This is a genomic window from Nitrospirota bacterium (assembly GCA_016178585.1).
GTDB lineage: Bacteria > Nitrospirota > Nitrospiria > JACQBW01 > JACQBW01 > JACOTA01.
Genome location: JACOTA010000042.1, coordinates 14,653 through 34,799, shown reverse-complemented (window position 1 = coordinate 34,799; position 20,147 = coordinate 14,653). Strand labels below are relative to the sequence as shown.

Here is a 20,147-nt window from a genome sequence, read left to right as displayed (position 1 = left end):
GACCGCCACAGTGGAATCTATCGTTGAAAAACTCTCACGCTGCCGCCAAACCCTGGAACAGATTCAGCCAGGCTGCACGCTCCCGCGCAGGAGAAAAACAAAAAAGTAGTTGTCCAGTTATTTAGCGGACACTACACTAGCCAGGACGGTGTTTCTTGGACGAAATTTGCTATTTTTTTCTGAAAAAAACCGCTTCAATCTTTGAAGATCAAAATTATCTATGATATTTTGTAGAATTTCTCTTGTTTCCATATCTACTTTTTTGCTTTTAGCTGTTTTCGGTTTTCCGGCGTTTGCAAATAATTTTTTTGGGAAACCACGCTCCTGCCAATTTCTTTTTCTGTTTGTTTTCTGGCATTTCCAGCAACGCTTCCGCCTCTCTCTGCCACCTTTTTATTTTTTACAAATGTATCCGGCTTTTCTTGTTGAGAAATTTCGGTTGTCACTCGCTCGCCAAGCATATTGAAAATCAATTCCAAGTCATCCATATGGTCGCGCAAATTTTGCCGTTTCAGTCCTTTCAGTTTTTTGTATTCACTCGGCGTCACGCCGAAAGTAGCTTTGGAAATTTCGGCGGTCAAAATTTCATATTCTTTTTGTTCTTTTACGCCCCGTTTTTGCCATTCATCTGTCAATTCTTCGCGAATAGCAATTCCGCGCATTCGTTTTTCTATCCAATTTTCAGAATACCCCTTAAGTTTATAGAGCATCCTGGTTCTTTGGGTTGCCAGCTCCGGATCTTCAATTTCTTGCACTCGCTCATAGCCTATTTTTGCCAGCCAACGCTTGAATGGTTCGGCTTTAGGGGACGGAATGGATTGAATGATGCGAAAAACACCCTCGGTGTCGGAACAGTCGGTTTCGTACTTTTTACCGTCAGAAGCCTCTAATTTCAGTCCGTGACAAAATGTCACGACCTCGCTTCCTTCTTCCGTTAATCTTTGTTTGAGTTTCCTCCAATACGCTCCAGCATTAACGCTGTCCGTAAGGGCTTCACACACATCCACAACCGAAAACCACCATTCATTATGATGAATTATTTTCCGGATTTTTCTGCCTTTAAATAACGCTATTTTTGTCGTTTCCATGATTTTTATTTTTATTGATTCTCAATAGCTATAATAATTTCTTTGCTTTGGCGCCAAAACTATTTGATCATAATCCGTTCTTGAATCAATAAGCCCAAATGGGCCGGGTCATCCATTAGTTATTCAAACATAATAGTAAATAACGCTTGCCTGATCCTATCATTAACCTATTTTTCCATATAGGGTTTGATAAGCTTTTCAAATTCTTTATCAGACTCACAGTATTTTTCTAAAACAGAACACCGTCTCATATTATTAGTAAAAAGATTCTGGCCATATCGCTTTTTTCCATCAACATCAAAAATCTCATCATAAAACCCCCAAATGGTGGTCTCCGTCACCAAAATGAAACACATTTTAAGCTTTTTGTTATAATGACTTTGGTAACGGGCCACTGTTTTATCGTAATTTTCCTTAAAAAACTCCTTGACTTTTTTTTCGCACATATCTTTTAGTTTGTACTCTTCCTCTAGCGAATCCGCCCATCCCTGAATGGGGAATAAGCAGATTATAAACAGGGCAAGAAGTAATATTTTCATGAAAAACTCTAAAGATAAGGATTCTTTCGCAACCAGTCACCTAATATAGTGGGGTCATAGTGGGGAAGTTCAAACATTCTTTGAGCAAAACCCCAACTAAGGGAACGGAAGCAGGCGGAAGAGGGTTTGCTGAAAGTACAATTTGGCGGTGTGCGTTCGAAAATATTCGAACAGATTTCGCCCAAAATTCTTTTATTCAATAACATCTGTATATCTAAAATCTTCTGATTTCAGATTAGTTTTCCCTGATAAATCTTTTCGCATTTCAAGGACGATATTTCCAATCGCTCTTTTCCCTTTTTCTGGTTCTGGCGCTTTGCTTCTTGAACTAATAACAAGTTGGACCATTTCATTTATTGCTTTTACTACCCCGTCAGAAGAATAAAGCCAAGACTTGTATTGTTCTTCAAAAAATTTTCTCTTTGTTTCACCAGAAGTAGTTTTACCAACAAAACCCTGCAAAAGAATCAATAAGTTTGAATACTTTTCTTCTTTAAATTTTAATATCGCTTCACTCTTTTTAGATTTGATAGCAAAATAGTAGGTTAAATACGAACTTAGAACAGCTGTAGTTATAGAAATTAAACTTAGTAATATCGTTTTGATGTCCATAGTTATTTGACCATATTTATAACAACACGATCACTTTTACCACAAAAAACGCAACGAAAGTTATCTCTACTCAAAACTGCCAACCGCAAACTTAATGACACATTCCTAGAATTTTCTTTTTTATACTCAATTTTATTTTCTTGTTGCGTTTTTTGTTCTTCCCGATCTGGTAAAATAAAATCATCCGCTAAGATATCGCCACCCATTTTATATTCCCTGAATCTTGCACGAGGGGATGAAAAAAAGGGGTAAAAACATTTGGATTACCTCATTATAATAGGATTTGTAACGACCAAACTATTATAAGAGGAGGTAACCCAAATGGTTAAACAACGAAATAAGACTATCTCTGCCGGCCATGTAAATCAAGGGGAAAATGAGTGCGCGTCAAAGGCCAGTAAAATCGGGCCTTCCACGCCTTATGAGGAGTGCCGGGAGAACAAACGCAAACAAACGGGGCTGATCTTTTCAATTGAAAATTATTTTTATTAGATTACCCCAGGGAAAAATGTTAACGCCGTTGCGGAACCATAAGCGAGGAGCTGGCTTTGCCAGACCGCGCGCCGGGGTGATGGACCCCTGAATCTAATAAGCCGGCTAGCCAGGACGGAGAGGGTGGGATTCGAACCCACGCAGGCCTTGCGACCTGAACTGATTTCGAGTCAAAAAACGACATTTTCATAACTTCTTGAAAAATCGCATAAATTATTAATTTTATTGAAGAAAATATCATTTTTCATTTCCGCTGGAATCCTCTGGAATCCGCTCAAATCTGCTCCCACTGGGCACACTTTTGGGCACACCAGTACCTAAGACTTAGGCAAGAATATACAAGACTATTTTTTTCTTTCAAGTATTTTAACTGCAAGCTCGTGAATTAATTTTATGTCTTCAGAAGGGCGAGTTTTCAGGTAAGTCGTTAAATCGGTTAGGGTCTTAGGTAATCCTTCGGCTGGATTCTTCTTTGAAGAGGTAATCAAATTTTCAATCGGAATTTTAACTCCCTCCGCAATCTTATATAAAGTCTCCACATTGGGAATGGTTACTCCCCTCTCAATCTTACCAATACTATCTTCACTTAAATTTACAAGTTCAGCAAACTGACTTTGGGTTAGTTTCATTGACTGACGTAATTCTCGTATTTTTTTACAAATGTTATTTTTGTCTTTCATCTGTTATCTCCAAGCTGAGTTTAATTAAACAGTTTGGTAAATAACAGGTATTATAAGGCGGATTATAAACTTTACAAAAATACGGTTTTGTTCATAATTAAAAAAGAAACCTGATTTTAGGAAATCCGAGAATCCGCAAGGAGGTGATCAAAAAATGAAAGAAAATAAAACTCGTAAGATATTAATCCGGGTTGGATTGGTCTGTATGATTGCCGGAACGATATTTCTCTATAGCTGTGGTGGCGGCGGTGGTGGAAGCAGTACTCCAAGCACACCGAGCGGTTCGTGGGGGGCAATGGTATGGGGAACAGGCAAGTGGGGAGGGCCATAAAGCAATATCTACGGGTATCAAATTTTATTAAACTTAAATTTGGAAGGAGAGATGAAAATGAGACAGGTAATCACATGGAAAGGAACACTTATCACTTTATCGGTTTTGATCTTATCTTTAGGAGTCTACAAATACGCAGTGGGAGATATAACATTTCCCAATACTTTTTCCAATGGAACCGTAGCGGACGCCACTCAGGTTAACGCTAATTTCGCCGCAATTAACACTCGATCTTCCGCGACTTCAGCTTTAATGACAGGAACGTGGAATTATTTGGAGTCAGGCTCGATTGGAAGCACCGTATCTGTTTGTTCTATAACTGGTGGCGGTACTATAATTCTGAATGCTAACAACAGCGTTTCTATTACCGAAAACGGACTTCTTTTCTGCCCTGGTACTGCTCCGAGTGCCTTTAACAATGGGACAGTGACTGGAACATATTCTGTAAGTACAAACGGATCTGGAACGATAAATATTACCGGGGGTGCAATCTATCTTCTTCAGGCTTCCAAAGATTTAAATCAAATGATTATTGTAACTTCGCAACCCGGAGCTCCTGGCTTTGGACTCATTGAAATTGCAAGCGGTACGGCTTTACGACAATAAGGAATCCATTAAATGACACTGGGGGCCTTACGACCAGAACTGATTTCGAGTTGTCTTGCTACAACATCACATGTTTCTTAAGATGCCCATAAATTATTAATTTTATTGGGAGAAACACAATATTTAGGGTCTATTTTCTTGTCATTTCTGATTCGTATTATTGAATATTCCAAAATGTAAAATGCGAGAGACCGCAAACCGGCTCTCCTCATATTTGTCCACGCTTTCGGCCATACCTGTGAAAACTAATTGAATTCTTAATCCAAGAACCTCTTGCCGTACTCTAGTTATTGGATTACAATCTTACCAGTAAGACAATTTAAATAGAGGAGCAATACCATGTCCGATTTAGCCACAACAAAAATGTCATCGAAAGGTCAAGTAGTCATTCCGGAGAATATCCGGAAACAACTCAAACTAAAATCTGGATCTCAATTCGTGGTCGTAGGAAACAAAGATGTCGTGATTCTCAAGGCCATCTCTCCTCCATCCATGGCAGATTTTGACACACTAATCGCCGAAGCACGGAAGCAAGCCAGGCAGGCAGGTTTAAAACAGTCCGATATCGTTGCTGCCATTGCCAAAGTGCGAGGCAAGAGGTGAGGGTAATTCTCGACACTAATGTTTTTATCTCAGGTGTCTTTTTTGCTGGCCCTCCTTATCAGATTCTTAAAGCATGGCAAGATGGAAAAATTAAATTACTGTTATCTCCGGATATCTTTGAGGAATACGAACGAGTAGGAAAAGCCTTATCCAGTCAATTTCCCTCTATAAATCTGAATTCAATTCTGAGTTTTATTACAATCAAGGCAGAGATTATTTTCGCTCAAGAGTTGTCTGAGCGTGTCAGCGAAGACCCCGACGATGATAAGTTCCTTGCCTGTGCTCTATCTGGCAAATGTAAAGTAATCATCAGTGGAGATAAACATTTATTAAGAGTTTCTGGCTTCAAAGGAATAGAGGTTATTAAACCACGTCAATTTTTCGATGAATATCTGTCTTAATTCCTGGTAACCACTCAAACAGTCAAGGATAGCCGTTGGAAAGGGAAGATGATTTTTATTTTGCTACAATATCTGGCCATACTTTCGGCCATACCTGCGAAAATTCAGGAGTCAAATGAAAACAGGCACATTTCAGAAATGATTGATTTTACGATGGAAGGATACGGAGAGGGTGGGATTCGAACCCACGCAGGCCTTACGACCTGAACTGATTTCGAGTCAGTCGCCTTCAACCGGACTCGGCCACCTCTCCCGTAAGCTAGCTTGCGCCGCTGTTACGCAATGTTGTTAAAGTTTTTTAATTTGAGGGGATCTTCCAGAAAACTTTGTGAGGAGTCCTGGCCGCCATGGGAACCATTTTGATCCGGTTTTGCCAATCTCAACTCAGAGAAAAATTGTTTTAAAAGGCCGGAACATTCCATCTCCAGACAGCCTGATTGAATATCCACCCGGTGATTAAACCTGTGGTCTTGAGGAATGTTCATCAACGATCCGCAGGCCCCTGCTTTCGGATCAAATGCGCCAAAGACAAGTCTTGAAATCCGGGCCTGGATCAATGCCCCGGCACACATGGCACACGGTTCCAGTGTGACATACAGGGTGAGGTTTGAAAGGCGCCAGCGGTCTAATCGTTTGGAGGCTTCTTTGATGACCAGAATCTCCGCGTGGGCGGTGGGGTCTTTGATCGCTTCTCTCAGATTATGGCTTTGAGAAACAATCTCATTCCCTTTAACCATTACCGCGCCGACCGGCACTTCGCCCCTGGAATAGGCTAAATTTGCCTCGTCCAGGGCAAATTGCATAAAGACTTCATCTTTTAAGGAAAAATTATTTTTGATCATGGCTGGCAAGGATGATATAAAACTTTTCGTTGTAAAGTCAATCGATTAGTACTGCCCAAGAACAGCGATAGAAAGTTGTCATTGCGAGCGAAGCGAAGCAATCTCGCCATCGTGAACCGAGATCGCCACGCACCCTGCGGGTGCTCGCGATGACAGGCAAAACAAGGAGTTACAAATCCTATCGCTGTTCTTGGGATACTGACCATTGGGCGCTTATCGAAGGATCAGGGACTGACTTTATAAAGAGGTCTTGGACTCTGGAGACCCCTTCATGAAATTCCATGAGGGTTCCCTTAACCTTGGCGTGATTTCCTGCGCAGAAACAGGAACCGTCATAAAAAAACCTTGTGCCATGTCACAGTGAAACGTTTCTAAACAGACCCAGGTATGATGATCCTCGACGCCTTCGGCGACCACCTTAAGATTCAAATTATGGCCTAAATCGATTATCGATCGAACGATAACGGAATCATCCTCATTTGTCGTCATATCCTTCACGAAAGTTTTGTCAATTTTGATTTCATTGACCGGGAGTTTTCTCAAATAACTCAGAGAAGAGTATCCCGTTCCGAAATCATCGATTGAAAGTTTGATCCCCATCGCATTAAGTTTTTTAAGAATCTCCAGAGCCTGCGCGGGGTCTTGCATGATAGCGGTTTCGGTGATCTCCAGGCCCAGCAACCGCGGCTCAACATCCCATTTGAAGAGCAACCCTTCGACTAAAGCCAGAAACGCCTCATTTTGAAAGTTTCGAGCTGACAAATTAATGGCGATAGGCACTTCTATTCCCATGTGATGCCAGATAAAGGATTGATGAAGAACTTCGTTAAGAACCCATTCGGTCAGCGGATTGATTAATCCTGTCTCCTCGGCAAAAGAAATAAATTGATCCGGCAAAACTAAACCTCGAAAGCGGTGTTCCCAGCGGACCAGGGCTTCAAGCCCGTTGATCTGTCTCGTTTTATAGTCGATTTTAGGCTGATAATGAAGTTTCAATTCATCATGTTCGATTCCGTAACGTAAATCCCCAAAAAGAGCCAGACGATGGGCCGTGTGTTTATCCTGTTCAGGGGAGTAAAAGACAAAACCCATGCTGGCCCCTTTGGCCGCGTACATGGCCACATCGGCTCGCTGTATCAATCTGTTAACCTCTTCGGCATGGTCAGGACAGACCGCAATCCCGATGCTCGTTCCCACTTCAAACGCCAAACCATCCAAAATAAAAGGAGCCTGTAAAACATTTAAGATTTTTTGTGCAACAAGAGCGGCATACTCATTGTCTTCCAAACTGGGAAGTAGAATCGCAAACTCATCCCCTCCAAGCCGGGCCACAGTATCGGATTCCCGGACGACTTGCCGTAAACGTTCCCCGACCTCCTTTAAAACCAGATCGCCCTTGTGGTGGCCAAGGGTATCATTAATCTCCTTGAACCGGTTCAAATCCATGATCAGGAGAGCAAGCGGCTTCTGAAGGCGGAGACTCGCGAGGACCGCCTGTTTCAGCCGATCATGGAAAAGCGTCCGGTTTGGAAGAAGGGTCAGCGAATCATAATAAGCCAGATACCGGATCGTTTCTTCATTCCGTTTGCGTTCGGTGATATCCCGGATAACGGCAAGGAGCGCGATGATCTCGTCTTTAGAGTCCCGAAAGGGAACGGCAAGGATTTCCAAACTCCGGCGGGTCCCCTTAAATCCTATGATATCACACTCCAGCTTTTCCGACTCCCCGCGAAAAACGGCCTCTATAAGAGCTTTGAAACCCGACCGATCTTTAGGCGTTATGATGGAAAAGATAGATTTGCCCAATATTTGGTCCGGATGATCGGCCTCAATCATTTCAAGACCGGCAGGATTTATCTTTCGCACTGTTCCGTTGGCCGATATGAGGTTTATACATTCCGGCTCCGCGTCGACAATCATTTTTAGTAAATGATTACTTTCTGCCAAAGAACGGTTAACCTCCCCCAGCGTCAATTCATTCTGGGCCCAGTATGCCAGGTTGCGGAGGAAGACAAGATCATCCGGCTTCATTTCTCTGGGAATATGGTCCATGATCGCTAAAGACCCGATGAAATGTTTATCCGTTCCGGTGAGCGGACATCCGGCATAAAACCGGATGAAGGGCTCTCCGATCACCAGCGGGTTATCAGAAAAACGAGGATCCTGCAAAGCATCGGGAATGACAAACAGATCATGATGATTAATGGTATAGCCGCAAAAAGAAATGGATCGGGGAATTTCCGAAATTGAAAGGCCTTGACGTGATTTAAACCATTGGCGTTCGGAGTCAATCAGGGAGATGAATGAAACAGGAACATTAAAAAGGCGGAGAGCACATTGAGTCACCCTGTCGAAACGCTCCTCGGGAAGGGTGTCAAGAATCTTAAGGGTCAGAAGACTTTCAAGTCTTTGGTTTTCATCTAAGGGAAGGGGCGGAGGAACCATCATTGTTTCTCCAAATGGGACTATCGTTGCTTGCCAATTGAGTGTCTTTCCAATCCTCTTCCATAAAGTTAGACGATCGTTACTATGAAAATCAACCCCAATTTTATTTTAGATGAAGGGAAAAACCTAATGAGGCAAATAAAAAAGAGTCACCCATAGCACATCGATTGTCCCATGGATCAAGATGGGCGTGGAAATCCGGTTGGTTAGAAGATACCCTGTCCCATAAAGATATCCCGTTAACCCTGCCACCAAAATATAAGGCAAAGGATGCAGATGGGCCAAACCAAATAAAAAAACGCTGATTAAAAGCGGAATGCCGTATGGGTTTTTACCAAAAAAGATAAATCTTAACCGGTTTAAAATAATCCCTCTGAAAAAAATTTCTTCCAGGGGCGCTACAATTCCAAAATAATAAAACAGCAAGGGGATCCACTGTTCAATTCCAAAAACGCGTGCTTCATAGTAGATCAATTTAAAACTCATCCCGATTGGAGCGATGACAAGAAGAGCCATAATCACCGACCCTGAAATCCAAAAAAAATCTTTTGGCAATACAGAAAAATCCAGCTGAGTCTTGAGGCTTTTACTTAAAACAAAAAACTGAAAGATGACAATCGCGCCGATCGTTAAATAAAATAAATCAATTTGATGCAAAGGAACTTGATCCATATACCGGATAAGCGGAGCTGAAAAATAATGGGTTTTAACCGCAAAAAAGATAACGCAAATCATGAGCGCCTCGGGAACGATTTGCCCATAATAAATCAAGAAGAAAAACAGACCCACAGCTCCAGCTATTTTCAGTAACGGGGCATGGTCCAGTGATCCATAAATCAGATAAAGACCGGCGGCTGTTCCAAACAAAATCCCCTTAAGCAGAAAAGCTTTTTTTTCAGTGTTTATTTTGGATAAGGAAAGATAAATAGAAAACAAAAAAAGACTATAACTCCCTAAAATTAAAAAATAGGAGTTTAGACTTCGTCCTAACGTGAAGCTTTGGCCAGGGAGGAAATAGACCGACGCGAAACAACCCAAAAACAATAAAAAGAAAGCCAAAAGATCGAATTTTTTCATTTTCTGACTCTTCTATAGAGGCCATGTGTATGTTCCTTTGCTCATTATACCTTTTATCAGGTAAAAATCACTACCCTTATGATCATCTATATAAAAAACGATTTGGGTTGACAATGAACAGGCGGTTTCTTGACAGATTTAGCCTCTTAAGTTACCCTTCAGAAAAGGAGACTTTTTTAAAAGCCGTTTAATCCTGCGGGGAGGTTTTTTGGAAAAAAATAAAGTTAGCGTGGGTAACGATCTAAAAGCCCTCGAATGTAAAGGAAAATGTCAACGCCCTGCTCTCCTCGCACATGCGACCCATGATGACTTGACAGGCATCTACAACCGAAAGGCTATTCTCGGAAACCTCGATATTGAAATTCGGCGAGCCTTCAGGCACCGGTATCCTCTGTCTATTTTGATTGTCGACCTGGACTATTTTAGAAAAATTAACGATATTTACGGAGGGTCGATCGGAGATTCTGTTTTAAGGGAATCTGCCCGAAGAATGCAGGAATTATTAAGGCAGGAAGATTTTTTGGGCCGTTTTGGCGGAGATGAGTTTATTGTGATACTCCCCTATACTACTCTGTCTTCCGCTTCCGTTGTAGCCAATCGTTTAATTATGAGTTTTTCCAGCACATCTTTAAGCTTCGGAAAGATCATTATCCCCCAAACATTAAGTATTGGAATCGCCGGTCGGGAGAATAATATTGACTCACGTGAAACACTTTTAAATCGCGCTGAGTACGCCCTCTATCTCGCCAAAGAATCTGGCGGTAACACCTATAAAAAATAGAGATCTAAAAATATTCAGCCCTGATTCTTTTCCCCAGCCTAAAACCAGACATTAACCCCTACTCGAGAACAGAGACAGAAGCATCTCCTGGATTCCCGTGACGGATTGTGGAATGGTCGCAGTAAGACCGCTTTCGCGGGAATGACGAAAAAGAGCTCTTAAGGACCTTTAAGGCTTTCGCTTTTTAGCCATTTGTTTAATTCCTACCTTTCCGATCAAGATACTATACTTTTTTAGTTGACTTATTTTTTTGAATTGGATATATTGTACTTAATCCCGATAGGATTTATAAAGATTAGACAAAGGAGTCCCCTTATGGATTACTTATTAGACATGAGTATGGCAACAGTGTTCATCGGCTTTTCAGTCGGGTTCCTGGTCGGTTTGACGGGAATCGGCGGAGGGTCTCTGATGACTCCCATTATGATCCTTTTTCTTGGAATCCGCCCGACCATTGCTGTCGGGACAGACCTTATTTTCGGAGCAATCACCAAAGTTTTCGGCTCCTTTATTCACTACCGTCAAAAATCGGTAAACTTATCAATCGTATTTTTCCTTGCCCTTGGGAGCGTCCCTTGCAGCTTATTAGGGGTTTATATCATCTCTGCGATTAAAAAACATTACGGCAGTTTTGTTGATGCCTTTGTAATGAAAACCCTCGGGATCACCCTGATCATCGTGGCCATCACAATGGTTTTGCGGGTAATCTTCCCTTCCTCTCAAGCCAGAAACGACGAAAATTTCCTGACGAATTATACCATCAGGCAAAAAGGTCTCACCATCCTTTTAGGCGGTGTTGTCGGATTTTTAGTCGGATTAACTTCGGTCGGGAGCGGTTCTTTGATTGTTCCCGTTCTCCTGGCCTTATTTCCAAAGCTTTCTTCCAAAAACATTGTAGGAACAGATGTTTTTCATGCGGCCATTTTGGTTTCCGTTGCCGGGATTGCCCACCTGGGAAACGGAAATGTGCAGCTTCCTGTGGTGGTCAGCCTCTTGGTCGGATCATTGCCAGGAGTTTATTTAGGGAGTAGAATGAATATGAAGGTTTCCGAAAGAGTGCTTCGTCCTGTGCTGGCTTCTATGTTAATGTTAACCGGTTTAAAACTTATTTAGCGAAGGGTAGACGAATAATTTTATTTAATTAAGGAGTTGATCTTGGACCTGAATAACCGTAACGATGAAATCATTGAAACCGATCTTCTAATCATCGGGGGGGGTACGGCAGGCTGTCTGGCTGCCGTAGAAGCGAAAGAAAAAAATCCTGCTTTATCAGTCACCATCATGGAAAAAGCCCATATCGATCGGAGCGGCTGCCTGGCCGGGGGGATGAACGCCATCAATGCCTATCTCAACCCCGGGGAAACAGCCGAGAGTTTTGTAAAATATGTCCGGTTTGATTCCTGCGGCCTGATCCGCGAAGACCTGGTGCAAAGCATGGCGGAGCTTTTCGAATATTCGGTTAAAAAAGTCGAAAAATGGGGTTTGCCGATTTTATCCGATGAAAAAGGAAATTATCTCCCAAGGGGACGATGGAACATTAAGATCAACGGGGAATCGCTCAAACCGATCATCGCCAAAGCGGCAAAACAGTCGGGCGCTAAAATTTTAAACTGGGTGACGGCCACCAATTTGCTCCGGAAAGGAAACCGGATTCATGGCGCCGTTGGCTTTAGTGTCCGCCACGGCAGAATGTATGTCGTCAAAGCGAAGGCGACCCTTATTGCCACAGGCGGGGCTGCTGGCATTTATAAACCGAACAACATGCATGACGCCCAGCATAAGACCTGGTACAGCCCCTTTAACAACGGCGCGGGATATGCCATAGGAATCCGTGCGGGGGCCGAAATGACCAGCTTTGAAATGCGATATGTCGCCTTGCGGACAAAAGACGCTATTGCCCCCACCGGCACCATCGCTCTTGGCGTTAACGCTCCCCAGGTCAATGCCAAAGGCGAAAAATTCATGCAGACGAAATATGCCCATCTCGGAGGGGACGGAGCTCCCACTCCCTATCGCGCTTACGGGCCGATTATGGAAATTAAGGAAGGGAGAGGCCCGGTTTATCTCGATACCCGCCATATTAATGAAAAACAGGCTTCTGATTTGAAAGCGGCTTTTCTCGATATGTACCCCTCGCAGGTCCTTTATTGGACCGCCAACGATATTGACCCGAGTAAAGAACCGGTGGAGGTTCAGACCACAGAACCTTACATCGTCGGAGGGCACTGTCAGGGAGGGTATTGGATCGATGTCAACCGGAGAACGACTCTTGAAGGGCTTTATGCGGCAGGCGATGTCGCCGGAGGCGCCCCGTTTAAATTTGTCAGCGGATGCTGGGCCGAGGCGGTTATTGCGGCAAGGGATGCGGTTGCCAGCATGAGCCAAACCCCATCCGAAGAGATTGATTCTAAAACTATAGATGAAGAAGCAAAAAGAATCTATCAGCCTCTTTTGAATTACCGTCATAAACCGGCCCAGGGGGTTCTCCCCTACGACATGGAAGTTCGTTTACAAAAAATCATGGATGAATACGCAGGCGGGTTTTCCACCTATTACGAAATGAACGAAGAGAGTTTGCTGATCGCCAGGAAACAGCTTGCCAAAATACCGGGCCAGTTTGAATATCTGATTGCGAACGATTTACATCAACTGATGAAAGCCCATGAAATTATCGACCGGGTTGATGTCGCCCGCGTTTTAGTGGAACATCTGCTCTACCGGAAAGAAACGCGTTGGCCTTCTTATCAAACCCGTATGGACTATCCCGACCGGGATGATGAAAACTGGCTGAAGTTTGTTAATTCACGAATGAATCCAGAAACCGGAAAAATTGAAATGCTCACCCGGCCGTATGAACAGTTGATCGCTGGAGACCGGTATAAACCGAGAGGTTAAAACGATTAAATTAAATAAGTGAGGCACCTGGCTTTGCCAGTGCGGAGCGAGGGGTTCGGGGGCATCGGAGAAGCGAAGCGTCGGACGGGCCCCTGAATATAATGCCAAGGAGTCCTTCATGCCCGTTTACGTTAATCCCAATATTTGTAATGGCTGTCATGGCGCAACCCAGCCCCCCTGTATCCGGATGTGCCCTGGCGATTTAATCGTCAAGGATCCTTTAGTTGACAAAGCTTATTTAAAATATCCGGAAGACTGTTGGGATTGCCTCCCCTGCGTCAAGTCCTGTCCCGTTGAGGCGATTGAATTCTACCTCTCTTATCAAATGGGGTTTAAAAACGCGTCCCTCAAACCCCATATTCCGGCAACCCGGGATCATATTATTTGGGAAAGCATTGATTCCCGCGGGAAGAAAGAAACATTTACGATCCGGACAAAAGTATTGGACATTGAAATTGATGAAAAAGTTGAAGGATCTACTCCGGTAGACTTTTCCATTTAAAGAGCTTATCCGCAAAACGCGGGAAGGAGAAACCCCTATGGCCCCTTTCAAAACAGTTGAAGAGAAAAAATCATCGACGGTTCAGTTGTCCCCCGACGTTTTAACTGAAATTGAATCGTTTGAATCCCAGGTTGAAAAAATTCGGCAGGGAAAAACCTCTCTTGACCAATTTCGCCCTTTCAGGCTTCAGCATGGCGTTTACGGTCAGCGTCAGCCGAATGTTCAAATGTTCAGGGTCAAAATTCCGTTTGGCGGTTTAAATGCTGAACAATTGATCCGATTAGCCGATGTGGCTGAAGAATACACCAACGGAATCCTTCATACCACCACCCGTCAGGATATTCAGCTCCATTGGATTTCGCTTTATAAATGCGGTGAAATCATGAGAAAGATTGCGGAAGTCGGATTAACCGCCCGCGAAGCATGCGGGAATACCGTGCGGAATGTCACCGGTTGTCCGAAATCGGGGGTTTGTCCTGACGAAGCCTTTGACGTCACTCCCTACGCCAGCAGCATTTCAAAACACTTTTTAAGAAACCCCGTTTGTCAGAGCATGCCAAGAAAATTCAAGATCAGCTTTTCCGGATGCCCAACCGATTGCGCGCTGCCCGGAATGCATGATATTGGCGTGGTGGCCGTAAAAAAAGTGGACAAAGAGAAAAAAGAGACGCTGGGTTTTAAGGTATTTGTCGGGGGAGGCCTCGGCGCCATGCCCCGCGTCGCCCATCTTTTAGAGGAGTTTATCCCCGCCATCGAACTGACCCGTGTTTGCGAGGCGGTCGTGCGGGTTTTCGACCGGTTTGGAAACCGAAAGAACAGAAACCGGGCCCGATTGAAATTTATCATCGACAAGCTCGGCATGACCCAATTTAATAAACTGTACCGGGAAGAGTATGAAAAGTTAAAGAAAAAAGCGGAGGTGCAATTACAGCTTCCGGCGGTTGAAGATGGAAGACCCGCTGAGCGTTCCAAAGGGGGGAACGGAAATGGCAATGGCAATGGGAGTCATTCCCCTGTTGCTGTTTCAACAGAAAATGCCCTTTCTCCCTATGCCTACTGGTTAAAAACCAACGTTCAGCCGCAAAAACAACCGGGGTTTTCGATGGTTCATATCCGTCTGGTCCTGGGGGATATTCACGCGTCAGCCCTTCGAAAACTGGCGGAGATCACAAACACCTATTCGGGGGGACATCTCCGGATTACCGTCAATCAAAACCTTCTCCTCCGCTGGGTAAAAAACGAAACGCTTCCTGCGCTTTATGAAGAATTAAAACATGCCGGACTTGAAAAAGGAGGAGCCGAAACGATTTCAGATATTGTCTCCTGCCCGGGGGCCGATACCTGCGGGATCGCCATCACCTCGTCCAAGCAGATGGCCACCGCCTTATCCGGACTTTTTAATAACGGACAGGGTTCATCTCCCGATTTAAAAGGCATCCAGATAAAAATTAGCGGGTGCCAGAACTCCTGCGCCCAGCACCACATGGCGCCCATCGGTCTTCACGGCGTCAGTAAAACCATCGGGGAGCATACGGCGCCTTTCTACGAACTTCATCTGGGAGGCCGAACGGCTCCAGAGGGAACCACCTTTGCGAAGGCAATCGTCAAAGTTCCCGCAAAAAACGTCCCACAGGCGGTTCAAAAGGTTCTCTCTCTTTATCGTGAAAAAAAAGAAGAAGGAGAAAGTTTTGTCCAATTTACAGACCGATTCGGGAAAAAGGGATTTGCAGGCGAGTTAAAAACGCTTACCGACCTGCCGGCTTTTGACGATAACCCTCAATACTTTTACGATTGGGGGGGAACCCGCGAATTTGAAGTCGTCGATTTGGGCCCTGGTGAGTGTGCCGGCGGAGCCGATGCCATGATCAAAACGAGCTTCGACGAGGCAGATATGGAACTGAACCTGGCAAAGGAACTCAACGAAAAAAAACAGGGGGCTTTTGCCATTTCTAAAGCCTATCGCGCTGTGGTGGCGGGAATTAAGGGTTTGCTTATTTTAAAAGCGATTGAACCGGCAACCGATACTGAAGCGTTCCAGGCTTTTGAGGAGCATTATCTTAACAGGGGAGCGTTGGCGGGAAAGTTCTCCGATTTTAAAACCTTTAAAGAAAGATTGGAAATAGGAGGCCACCCCTCCTCAAATGACGTTGCGCAAGATATTGTCCGCGTCGGGATTTTTCTGGAAGAGGCTAGAATCCTCTACGCCCTCTCCGATGCCGGTTCGAAACCGGAAACGTTAAAGACAGGCCATGAAAGCGAAGATGCCAGGGCCACCCGGCAGGTTGAAAACGAAAAAACAGCAGTGGTGGCGGAGGCGGAACAGATTAAGGAGTTTGCGGCCAACGCGAAAATGGATTTGCGGGGGGTAAAATGTCCGATCAATTTCGTCAGAACCAAGCTCAAGCTTGAAATGATGGATCAAGGAGAGGTTCTTGAAGTTCTGCTGGACGAAGGCGAACCTGCCAAAAATGTTCCCCGATCGGTCAAGGATGAGGGGCACCAAATCCTCACTTTATCTCCGATTGAAAATTACTTTAAGCTGGTGATTAAAAAAGCATAAATATGCAGCGAGCAAAGCGAGTGAGAGGGGGAGGCTCCGTCTGGCTCCGCCAGCGGAGGGGGCGACGCAAGCCCCTAAAACGATGACCTTTCAGGAATTAATAGCGAAAATCGGCAAAGGACAGAAGGGGGCGAAAGATTTAACGGCGGAGGAAGCCGAATTTGCGATCACCGGGCTTCTTGAGGAAAAAGCCTCCCCATACCAGGTCGGGGCTTTTCTGATCTCGCTTCGGATCAAAGAGGAAACTCCGGAGGAGCTGGCCGTTTTCACCCGGGCCTGTAAACGTTCTCTTCATCCGTTGATTCAATCGTTTCAAGTCAGGGCAGGGGAAACGCTGGACCTCCCTTTCTATGCGGGAAAGAGAACCTCTTTCCATGTCGGGCTTCCGGCCTCCCTGGTCATGGCAGGGGCTGGATTAAATGTCGTCCTGCACGGGGATCCGAATCCCCCGTTGAGAATCAGTAAATCGATGGTGTTGGCTTATCTCGGTTGGAGACAGGCGCTTTCTTTAAAAGAACGCCTTGAGTTTTTCACGGAGACCGGATGGACCTATCTGGACATCGCTCAAATCCATCCCGGCATTAAGCGTTTTCTCGATTTAAGGAACGAAATCGGTCTTCGCTCGATTTTTCACACGATCGCCAGGCTCCTGAACCCATTGGAAGCTTCCAGCCAAATTATTGGAATTTCTCACCCGAAATCGTATGAAAAGATCGCAGAGACCGTCCGGGCTCTCGGCGTTTCAAACGCTCTGGTGGTCAGGGGGTTGGAGGGAGAATCCGAGGAAAATCTTTCAGGCCCCGTCGAGGGGATTATCGTCAACCCGGGAAGCCACTCCAAAACGCACCTTGAACCCTCTCCACTGGGTTTGACGCCAATAAGACGGTCTGAAATTGAAATGAAAGATCCGGAAGCGGAAGCCCGAATAACGGAAGAAATTCTGGAGGGAAAAGGAGGAAAAGATAGAACAGCATTAACCCTCTGGAACGCGTCAATCGGTCTTTTTATTTCCGGCAAAGCCAAAACGCTTCAAGAAGCTTATGTCCGGTCCAAGAAATCCCTTGAATCCGGAGAAGCCCTCCAAATACTCAAGGCAATCAAAAAAACATTTTATTGACCCAATCAATCAGGAGAAAGTAATGACCCCGAAAACGACTCAAGCCGCCGAATCGATTCCTCACGGAGGAAAGCTGATCAATCGAATCCTTAATGAACAGGAGAAAAAAGACGCCCTGGCAAAAGCAAAGGGCTTCAAGAAAAAATATCTGACCACCCGGGAAATCTCCGATTTGGAAATGATCGCCATAGGCGCGTTCTCCCCTCTAGAGGGATTTATGGGAAAAGCAGATTATGAAGCGGTGATTCACCATATGCATCTGGCCAACGGCCTCCCATGGACGATTCCGGTGACCCTTTCTGCCAGCGATCAGGAGGCGGCCTCTTTTAAAAACGAAAAAGAAATTGCCCTCTTAAGTGAAAACGAAGAGGTTCTCGCCATTCTTCACCTGAAAGAGATTTTCCCCCAGGAAAAAGAGACTGAAGCGGTCAAGGTCTATCGAACCGATTCGCGGGAACATCCCGGAGTCAGCCAGGTCTTTCAGATGGAAAGTATGCTTTTAGGAGGAAAAATTTCTTTGATCAATCGTCCCCGTCACGAAAATTTTCAGGTTTACCGTCTCGATCCTAAAGAAACCCGGTCCGCGTTCCAGCAAAAAGGGTGGAAAAAAATCGTTGGTTTTCAGACCCGGAACCCGATCCATCGGGCTCATGAATACATTCAGAAATGCGCCCTTGAAATTGTGGACGGCCTTTTGGTCCACCCCCTGGTTGGAGCGACCAAGGGGGATGATATTCCCGCGGAAGTCAGAATGCGGTGCTACGAAGCGCTTTTAGCCGATTATTATCCCAAAGAACGAACAATGCTCGCCGTTTTCCCGGCCAATATGCGTTATGCCGGACCGAGAGAAGCCATTTTTCATGCCATCGTCCGGAAAAATTACGGGTGCACCCACTTTATCGTCGGACGGGATCATGCCGGGGTTGGAAATTACTACGGAACCTTTGATGCGCACTATATCTTCGACGAGTTTAAACCTGGCGAACTGGGGATTACGCCTCTTTTCTTCGACAATACGTTTTACTGTAAAAAATGTCAGAGCATGGGATCCATTAAAACCTGCCCTCATGATAAGGCAGACCAGGTCTCTCTTTCCGGAACCAGGGTAAGAGAAATGCTGAAGGATGGAATTCTGCCTCCCGTGGAATTCAGCCGGCCGGAAGTCGCAAAAATCTTAATCGACTCGATGTCGGCTGGAAAATAATTTTTTAAAGTTATTCCCCGGGCTGATTTTCCCCATGATGACCGGTTTTTTTGCGCCGGTCACGCTCGGAACGTTATCGGGAATCGCATGAAAGGTATCGTAAGCAAACAATGCAAAAGCCATCGCTTCGATGGCTTTTCCGTTTAAACCCAAATCTTCAAATTGAAAAAAAGGAACCGGATGAAAGGCTTTCTTTAAAAATGCCATCAACATCGGGTTCCTGGCCCCTCCCCCGCCGACAATGACCTCATCCACAGCCTCTTTTTTGAGAATAAATGTTTCACAATTCATAAAAATAGACATAGAGGTAAAGGCAGTCACCGTTGCCATCAAATCCTCAAAAGAGAGTTTGAATTGATTTCCCCTATCCAGAATATGGTCGATCATCGGCAGACCGAAAGTTTCCCGGCCCGTGCTTTTCGGCGGTTTTTTATCCATAAAAGGGTGATCCATTAATTCATTTAAAAGGACCAAATGAATGTTTCCTTTTGCCGCTATCCGGCCATTCCGGTCCATCTTTGATTTCCCCTTGGTGACGGCCTGAACCAACCCATCGATCAGGATGTTGCCGGGGCCGGTATCAAAGGCCAGAATCTTCTTTTTTGACGATCGGGGCAGGAAGGTCACATTACTGATCCCGCCAATGTTAATCATCAAACGGCTTTTTCCTTTCTTTTTATCCAGAGCGTGATGGAAGTAGGGGGCTAAAGGAGCTCCTTCTCCCCCTGCCGCCACATCAGCAGGACGAAAATCGGCTATCGTCGTCACGCCGGTCCGGACCGCAATAACCGAGGATTCTCCGATTTGAAACGTAGACCGGATCTTATAACGGCCTTCTGGAATTGGCGCGGGAGCATGCCAGATGGTCTGGCCGTGAGAACCGATTAAATCGACTTTGTGAATTTCTACCTTTGCTTTAGCCGCAATTTTAAAGGAGGCCTCGGCAAACAATTCCCCCATATAAAAATTAAGGTGGGAAATCAATGCCGTCGTTTCATTCCCTTCGGCGACATCGATGAGTTTTTCGGGCAAGTCTTTGGGGAACGGGAAAGTTTCAAAGGCGAGTAATTTGAAACGGAGGCCTGTTTTCCTCCGGTTAATATCTAACAGCGCCGCGTCAATCCCGTCCATTGAAGTGCCCGACATGAGTCCAATAACTTTCATCCACCCGCCTTTTCCGCTTAAAATGAATTGATAAAATAACCGCGAAACAAGATATACTACACCGAATTTGGTTTATTTTCCATGAGAATTGGAAAAACGGGCCTCTCAATTCCCTTAATCTGAATGCCTGTATAAAACGATCATCAGATCGACCAAAGAAGAATGCCTTTCAAGAATAATGTGGATTTTGTGCCTAAGAACAGGATAG

At 44.8% G+C, this 20,147-nt stretch carries 21 protein-coding genes and 1 tRNA gene; 12 read left to right on the top strand and 10 right to left on the bottom strand.

What is annotated here, in order from left to right; translation table 11 throughout:
* Positions 1-254 precede the first annotated feature (254 nt).
* The 4 genes from HYR79_07710 to HYR79_07695 form a co-directional block, all read right to left on the bottom strand.
* On the bottom strand, positions 255-1,088 hold the full coding sequence (locus HYR79_07710; GenBank protein MBI1821580.1) for a Bro-N domain-containing protein: 834 nt from the start codon (positions 1,086-1,088) through the stop codon (positions 255-257).
* 167 nt (positions 1,089-1,255) lie between these two features.
* A complete protein-coding gene (locus HYR79_07705) occupies positions 1,256-1,627 on the bottom strand; it encodes a hypothetical protein (protein MBI1821579.1) in 372 nt (123 codons plus the stop codon).
* 192 nt (positions 1,628-1,819) lie between these two features.
* Complete coding sequence (locus HYR79_07700) at positions 1,820-2,239, bottom strand: hypothetical protein (protein MBI1821578.1); 420 nt, start codon at positions 2,237-2,239, stop codon at positions 1,820-1,822.
* A gap of 2 nt (positions 2,240-2,241) precedes the next feature.
* Positions 2,242-2,445: a hypothetical protein gene (locus HYR79_07695; GenBank protein MBI1821577.1), complete on the bottom strand. Its 204-nt coding sequence runs from the start codon at positions 2,443-2,445 to the stop codon at positions 2,242-2,244.
* Positions 2,446-2,560: 115 nt separating this feature from the next.
* Here HYR79_07695 and HYR79_07690 point away from each other — a divergent pair, with 115 nt between their 5' ends.
* Positions 2,561-2,731 carry a hypothetical protein gene (locus tag HYR79_07690; protein ID MBI1821576.1) on the top strand — a complete coding sequence of 57 codons (171 nt, stop codon included), beginning with the start codon at positions 2,561-2,563 and terminating at the stop codon, positions 2,729-2,731.
* Between the two features lie 344 nt (positions 2,732-3,075).
* On the opposite strand, the gene HYR79_07685 is transcribed toward HYR79_07690, so the two are convergent.
* Complete coding sequence (locus HYR79_07685) at positions 3,076-3,411, bottom strand: helix-turn-helix transcriptional regulator (GenBank protein MBI1821575.1); 336 nt, start codon at positions 3,409-3,411, stop codon at positions 3,076-3,078.
* Between the two features lie 388 nt (positions 3,412-3,799).
* Between HYR79_07685 and HYR79_07680 the strand changes: the two genes are divergently transcribed.
* The 4 genes from HYR79_07680 to HYR79_07665 all read left to right on the top strand — a co-directional run bounded on the left by HYR79_07680 (position 3,800) and on the right by HYR79_07665 (position 5,559).
* Positions 3,800-4,348, top strand: coding sequence for a hypothetical protein (locus tag HYR79_07680; GenBank protein MBI1821574.1), 549 nt, complete (start codon positions 3,800-3,802; stop codon positions 4,346-4,348).
* A gap of 339 nt (positions 4,349-4,687) precedes the next feature.
* Positions 4,688-4,951 (top strand): AbrB/MazE/SpoVT family DNA-binding domain-containing protein, encoded by a 264-nt coding sequence (locus HYR79_07675; protein ID MBI1821573.1) that lies wholly within the window; start codon positions 4,688-4,690, stop codon positions 4,949-4,951.
* The gene (locus HYR79_07670; protein MBI1821572.1) at positions 4,948-5,352 is read left to right on the top strand and encodes a putative toxin-antitoxin system toxin component, PIN family; all 405 of its coding nucleotides are present in this window, start codon (positions 4,948-4,950) and stop codon (positions 5,350-5,352) included. The genes HYR79_07675 and HYR79_07670 overlap by 4 nt, the downstream gene beginning before the upstream one ends.
* Positions 5,353-5,400: 48 nt before the next feature.
* Complete coding sequence (locus tag HYR79_07665) at positions 5,401-5,559, top strand: hypothetical protein (GenBank protein ID MBI1821571.1); 159 nt, start codon at positions 5,401-5,403, stop codon at positions 5,557-5,559.
* Here the strand turns inward: HYR79_07665 and HYR79_07660 are convergent.
* From HYR79_07660 to HYR79_07645, 4 genes are all read right to left on the bottom strand, one after another.
* A tRNA-Ser gene (locus HYR79_07660) sits at positions 5,517-5,605 on the bottom strand. The two genes, HYR79_07665 and HYR79_07660, sit on opposite strands and share 43 nt — an antisense overlap.
* A gap of 22 nt (positions 5,606-5,627) precedes the next feature.
* Positions 5,628-6,155, bottom strand: a complete 528-nt coding sequence (locus tag HYR79_07655; protein MBI1821570.1) for a nucleoside deaminase — start codon at positions 6,153-6,155, stop codon at positions 5,628-5,630.
* Positions 6,156-6,431: 276 nt separating this feature from the next.
* A complete protein-coding gene (locus HYR79_07650; GenBank protein MBI1821569.1) occupies positions 6,432-8,642 on the bottom strand; it encodes an EAL domain-containing protein in 2,211 nt (736 codons plus the stop codon).
* Positions 8,643-8,765: 123 nt separating this feature from the next.
* Positions 8,766-9,716 carry a CPBP family intramembrane metalloprotease gene (locus HYR79_07645; protein MBI1821568.1) on the bottom strand — a complete coding sequence of 317 codons (951 nt, stop codon included), beginning with the start codon at positions 9,714-9,716 and terminating at the stop codon, positions 8,766-8,768.
* Between the two features lie 208 nt (positions 9,717-9,924).
* Here HYR79_07645 and HYR79_07640 point away from each other — a divergent pair, with 208 nt between their 5' ends.
* The 7 genes from HYR79_07640 to sat all read left to right on the top strand — a co-directional run bounded on the left by HYR79_07640 (position 9,925) and on the right by sat (position 18,775).
* Positions 9,925-10,497, top strand: a complete 573-nt coding sequence (locus HYR79_07640; GenBank protein ID MBI1821567.1) for a GGDEF domain-containing protein — start codon at positions 9,925-9,927, stop codon at positions 10,495-10,497.
* A gap of 315 nt (positions 10,498-10,812) precedes the next feature.
* Positions 10,813-11,610, top strand: a complete 798-nt coding sequence (locus tag HYR79_07635; protein MBI1821566.1) for a sulfite exporter TauE/SafE family protein — start codon at positions 10,813-10,815, stop codon at positions 11,608-11,610.
* Between the two features lie 42 nt (positions 11,611-11,652).
* On the top strand, positions 11,653-13,392 hold the full coding sequence (locus HYR79_07630) for an adenylyl-sulfate reductase subunit alpha (protein MBI1821565.1): 1,740 nt from the start codon (positions 11,653-11,655) through the stop codon (positions 13,390-13,392).
* 118 nt (positions 13,393-13,510) lie between these two features.
* On the top strand, positions 13,511-13,894 hold the full coding sequence (locus HYR79_07625; protein MBI1821564.1) for a 4Fe-4S binding protein: 384 nt from the start codon (positions 13,511-13,513) through the stop codon (positions 13,892-13,894).
* A gap of 37 nt (positions 13,895-13,931) precedes the next feature.
* Positions 13,932-16,454 (top strand): sulfurtransferase TusA family protein, encoded by a 2,523-nt coding sequence (locus HYR79_07620; GenBank protein ID MBI1821563.1) that lies wholly within the window; start codon positions 13,932-13,934, stop codon positions 16,452-16,454.
* A gap of 82 nt (positions 16,455-16,536) precedes the next feature.
* A complete protein-coding gene (locus tag HYR79_07615) occupies positions 16,537-17,571 on the top strand; it encodes an anthranilate phosphoribosyltransferase (protein MBI1821562.1) in 1,035 nt (344 codons plus the stop codon).
* Complete coding sequence (gene sat / locus HYR79_07610; GenBank protein MBI1821561.1) at positions 17,495-18,775, top strand: sulfate adenylyltransferase; 1,281 nt, start codon at positions 17,495-17,497, stop codon at positions 18,773-18,775. Before HYR79_07615 ends, sat begins: the two co-directional genes overlap by 77 nt.
* Here the strand turns inward: sat and HYR79_07605 are convergent.
* Positions 18,746-19,939 (bottom strand): anhydro-N-acetylmuramic acid kinase, encoded by a 1,194-nt coding sequence (locus HYR79_07605; GenBank protein MBI1821560.1) that lies wholly within the window; start codon positions 19,937-19,939, stop codon positions 18,746-18,748. The two genes, sat and HYR79_07605, sit on opposite strands and share 30 nt — an antisense overlap.
* Positions 19,940-20,147: the final 208 nt, after the last annotated feature.

Bases quoted from the DNA above. Each gene is read 5' to 3' on its own strand.
- HYR79_07680 (MBI1821574.1), top strand. From the start codon at position 3,800: ATGAGACAGGTAATCACATGGAAAGGAACACTTATCACTTTATCGGTT.
- HYR79_07690 (MBI1821576.1), top strand. From the start codon at position 2,561: ATGGTTAAACAACGAAATAAGACTATCTCTGCCGGCCATGTAAATCAA.
- HYR79_07695 (MBI1821577.1), bottom strand. From the start codon at position 2,445: ATGGGTGGCGATATCTTAGCGGATGATTTTATTTTACCAGATCGGGAA.
- HYR79_07625 (MBI1821564.1), top strand. From the start codon at position 13,511: ATGCCCGTTTACGTTAATCCCAATATTTGTAATGGCTGTCATGGCGCA.
- HYR79_07685 (MBI1821575.1), bottom strand. From the start codon at position 3,411: ATGAAAGACAAAAATAACATTTGTAAAAAAATACGAGAATTACGTCAG.
- HYR79_07700 (MBI1821578.1), bottom strand. From the start codon at position 2,239: ATGGACATCAAAACGATATTACTAAGTTTAATTTCTATAACTACAGCT.
- HYR79_07645 (MBI1821568.1), bottom strand. From the start codon at position 9,716: ATGAAAAAATTCGATCTTTTGGCTTTCTTTTTATTGTTTTTGGGTTGT.
- HYR79_07615 (MBI1821562.1), top strand. From the start codon at position 16,537: ATGACCTTTCAGGAATTAATAGCGAAAATCGGCAAAGGACAGAAGGGG.
- HYR79_07675 (MBI1821573.1), top strand. From the start codon at position 4,688: ATGTCCGATTTAGCCACAACAAAAATGTCATCGAAAGGTCAAGTAGTC.
- HYR79_07635 (MBI1821566.1), top strand. From the start codon at position 10,813: ATGGATTACTTATTAGACATGAGTATGGCAACAGTGTTCATCGGCTTT.
- sat (MBI1821561.1), top strand. From the start codon at position 17,495: ATGTCCGGTCCAAGAAATCCCTTGAATCCGGAGAAGCCCTCCAAATAC.
- HYR79_07620 (MBI1821563.1), top strand. From the start codon at position 13,932: ATGGCCCCTTTCAAAACAGTTGAAGAGAAAAAATCATCGACGGTTCAG.
- HYR79_07710 (MBI1821580.1), bottom strand. From the start codon at position 1,088: ATGGAAACGACAAAAATAGCGTTATTTAAAGGCAGAAAAATCCGGAAA.
- HYR79_07655 (MBI1821570.1), bottom strand. From the start codon at position 6,155: ATGCAATTTGCCCTGGACGAGGCAAATTTAGCCTATTCCAGGGGCGAA.
- HYR79_07605 (MBI1821560.1), bottom strand. From the start codon at position 19,939: ATGAAAGTTATTGGACTCATGTCGGGCACTTCAATGGACGGGATTGAC.
- HYR79_07665 (MBI1821571.1), top strand. From the start codon at position 5,401: ATGATTTTTATTTTGCTACAATATCTGGCCATACTTTCGGCCATACCT.
- HYR79_07705 (MBI1821579.1), bottom strand. From the start codon at position 1,627: ATGAAAATATTACTTCTTGCCCTGTTTATAATCTGCTTATTCCCCATT.
- HYR79_07650 (MBI1821569.1), bottom strand. From the start codon at position 8,642: ATGATGGTTCCTCCGCCCCTTCCCTTAGATGAAAACCAAAGACTTGAA.